Source organism: Synechococcus sp. RC10B2 (assembly GCF_047502635.1).
In genome coordinates this window covers 1-1,881 of record NZ_JANSHO010000062.1, presented here as the reverse complement: position 1 = coordinate 1,881, position 1,881 = coordinate 1, and the positions used below count along the sequence as shown (strand labels likewise).

The following is a 1,881-nucleotide window of genomic DNA, read 5'->3' as shown; positions in this document are numbered from 1 at the left end:
AGCGCTGCTGAGCAAAAAGGAGCGTCGGCCCTTTAGTGTAGCCGAAGCCGGCCCCCCCCCCCCCCCCCCCCAGCCGGGCGCCACCCCCCCCCGCGCCCCCGGGCGGGCCGCGCGCCCGCCCCGGGGCCCGGCGCCCCCAGGGGGACGGGGGTGAGGTCGGGGTAGAGGAGGGGGTTGCCTCCGGAGGGGGTCAGGTAGCCGAAATAGGGCAAGAAGACGGCCTTGCCCCGCCCCGCCTCCGGGGAGGACGGGAAGACCTCCGCCCTCCCCAGGCCCGCCTCCTGGGCCAGGGCGGCCAAGCGCCGGGCGATGGCGTGGGCCCGGCGCTGGCCCGTGGGGCGCTTGAAGAAGAGGTAGACCCGGAAGCCCCGGGTAAGCCCGGTGGAGGCGTAGGCGGGGATGCCCTTCCCCCACAGGTCCTCCAGGAAGGCCTCCAGGGGGCCGGGCTCGGCCTCGTCCAGGTCCACGGCCACCCAGGAGACCTGCCCCCGTGAGCCCACCGCCGTCCCCGGCAGGCCCCCCGTGGCCCGAAGGCCCCGAAGGTGGTCCGCCACCTCGTCCAGGCCCGGCCGGCGGGGGGTGGAGAGGACTTCTTTGGAAAGTCCCTTCCCGATGTCGGGAATGATCTTTCCAGAAATCCCCCGGCCCCGTTGGAGGGGAAAGGCGTTGTGGAGGAGAGGAATAGGGGTTGCTTGCTCTGGTTGGGCTTCCGGCGCCGCGCTCTCCCCGTACATATACAGGTATGTTAGGGAGAAGCGCCCGGATTCCTACGCGCAGGAGTTGTACTTGGTGCACAAAATATGGTGAATGGCCCCCCTGCAAGGGCCCGGAAGCTTTGGCTAAAGCCCTCCTCCGTCAAAAGGCCTTCCCCAGGCTATGGCCAGGATTGTTGACATCCTCGGTCGGTGGGAGACCTCGGGAGCAGTCGTCAAACGACCCAATTGGTGATGGCATAGGGTCCCTTCCGGGTCCGCTTCCTTCGGGGTCTCCAGCGTTGGGGCCCCCTTCCTGAGTCATAACGTTATGACGCGCCTAGCCCTTCCCCTCTCTCTTCTCCCTTTTCTCCAGCTCCTCCAGCCGCTTCGCCCAGCGTTCCCACTTGGCCCCGATGACGGGCTTTTTCTCCACGGGCTCTTCCTGGGCCTCCGCCTCCTCGGCCCGCTTCACCTGGTCCTCGTAGCCCCTACGGGTCCCCCGAAGGAGGAGAGGGGTCTCCAGGAGGGCCTTCACATCGGCATCGCTGTTGGCCGCCGCCTGCTCAAACCCCCCGGCGTAGAGGATGAGGCGGATTTGGCCCACCTCCCGCTGGGTCCTCCCCAGCTCCTCCTTCAGGTGCTGGAGGAGGCTCAGGATCACGGGGATTTCGCTCACCTTCTCCATCACTCCCTCGAGGACCTTCAGGATCCTCTCCTGGACCTCTGGGGAGGGGACGGCGCGGCCCTCCAAGGCCCGGAAGGCGGCCTCGTAGGACGTGGCCTGACCCGAAGCCACCATGTCCCGTGCCTGGCGGAGGAGGTCCACCACCGGCTGGGGCACCACCCGCGCCCGGCCCCGCTTCGGCAACCTGCCGAACACCCGCTCATAGGCGGCCAGGATCGCGTATACCCTTCTCTCCGAGAGGCCGAGGAGGGGGACTAGGTCCCTTATGCTTGTCCACGGCATACTGGTAGTGTAACAGAGTGTTGGGGGGTAGACAAGCTTTGTGCCTAAAGGCCTTTAGTAAAGGGCTTTAGCTACCATCATGACGGCATCTGATGTAGGTGATGGAGGGAAAAGCGGGCCTATGGCCCCTTCAAGACGGCGATAACCTTCATTGAAATGTTGCCAGCAGACAGCAATCAAACCCCGGAACCTTCGCCTCTCCACCCCCGAGCGGGGCCT

Annotated in this window: 2 protein-coding genes; both read right to left on the bottom strand. The window is 66.8% G+C overall.

Annotated features, from left to right (window positions below):
* Positions 1-32: 32 nt before the first annotated feature.
* Positions 33-734 (bottom strand): hypothetical protein, encoded by a 702-nt coding sequence (locus NW855_RS09000; RefSeq protein ID WP_414508671.1) that lies wholly within the window; start codon positions 732-734, stop codon positions 33-35.
* 298 nt (positions 735-1,032) lie between these two features.
* A complete protein-coding gene (locus NW855_RS08995; RefSeq protein WP_414508670.1) occupies positions 1,033-1,662 on the bottom strand; it encodes a hypothetical protein in 630 nt (209 codons plus the stop codon).
* Positions 1,663-1,881: the final 219 nt, after the last annotated feature.

Excerpts from the sequence above, each read along its gene's own strand:
- NW855_RS09000 (WP_414508671.1), bottom strand. The coding sequence starts at position 734 with ATGTACGGGGAGAGCGCGGCGCCGGAAGCCCAACCAGAGCAAGCAACC.
- NW855_RS08995 (WP_414508670.1), bottom strand. The coding sequence starts at position 1,662 with ATGCCGTGGACAAGCATAAGGGACCTAGTCCCCCTCCTCGGCCTCTCG.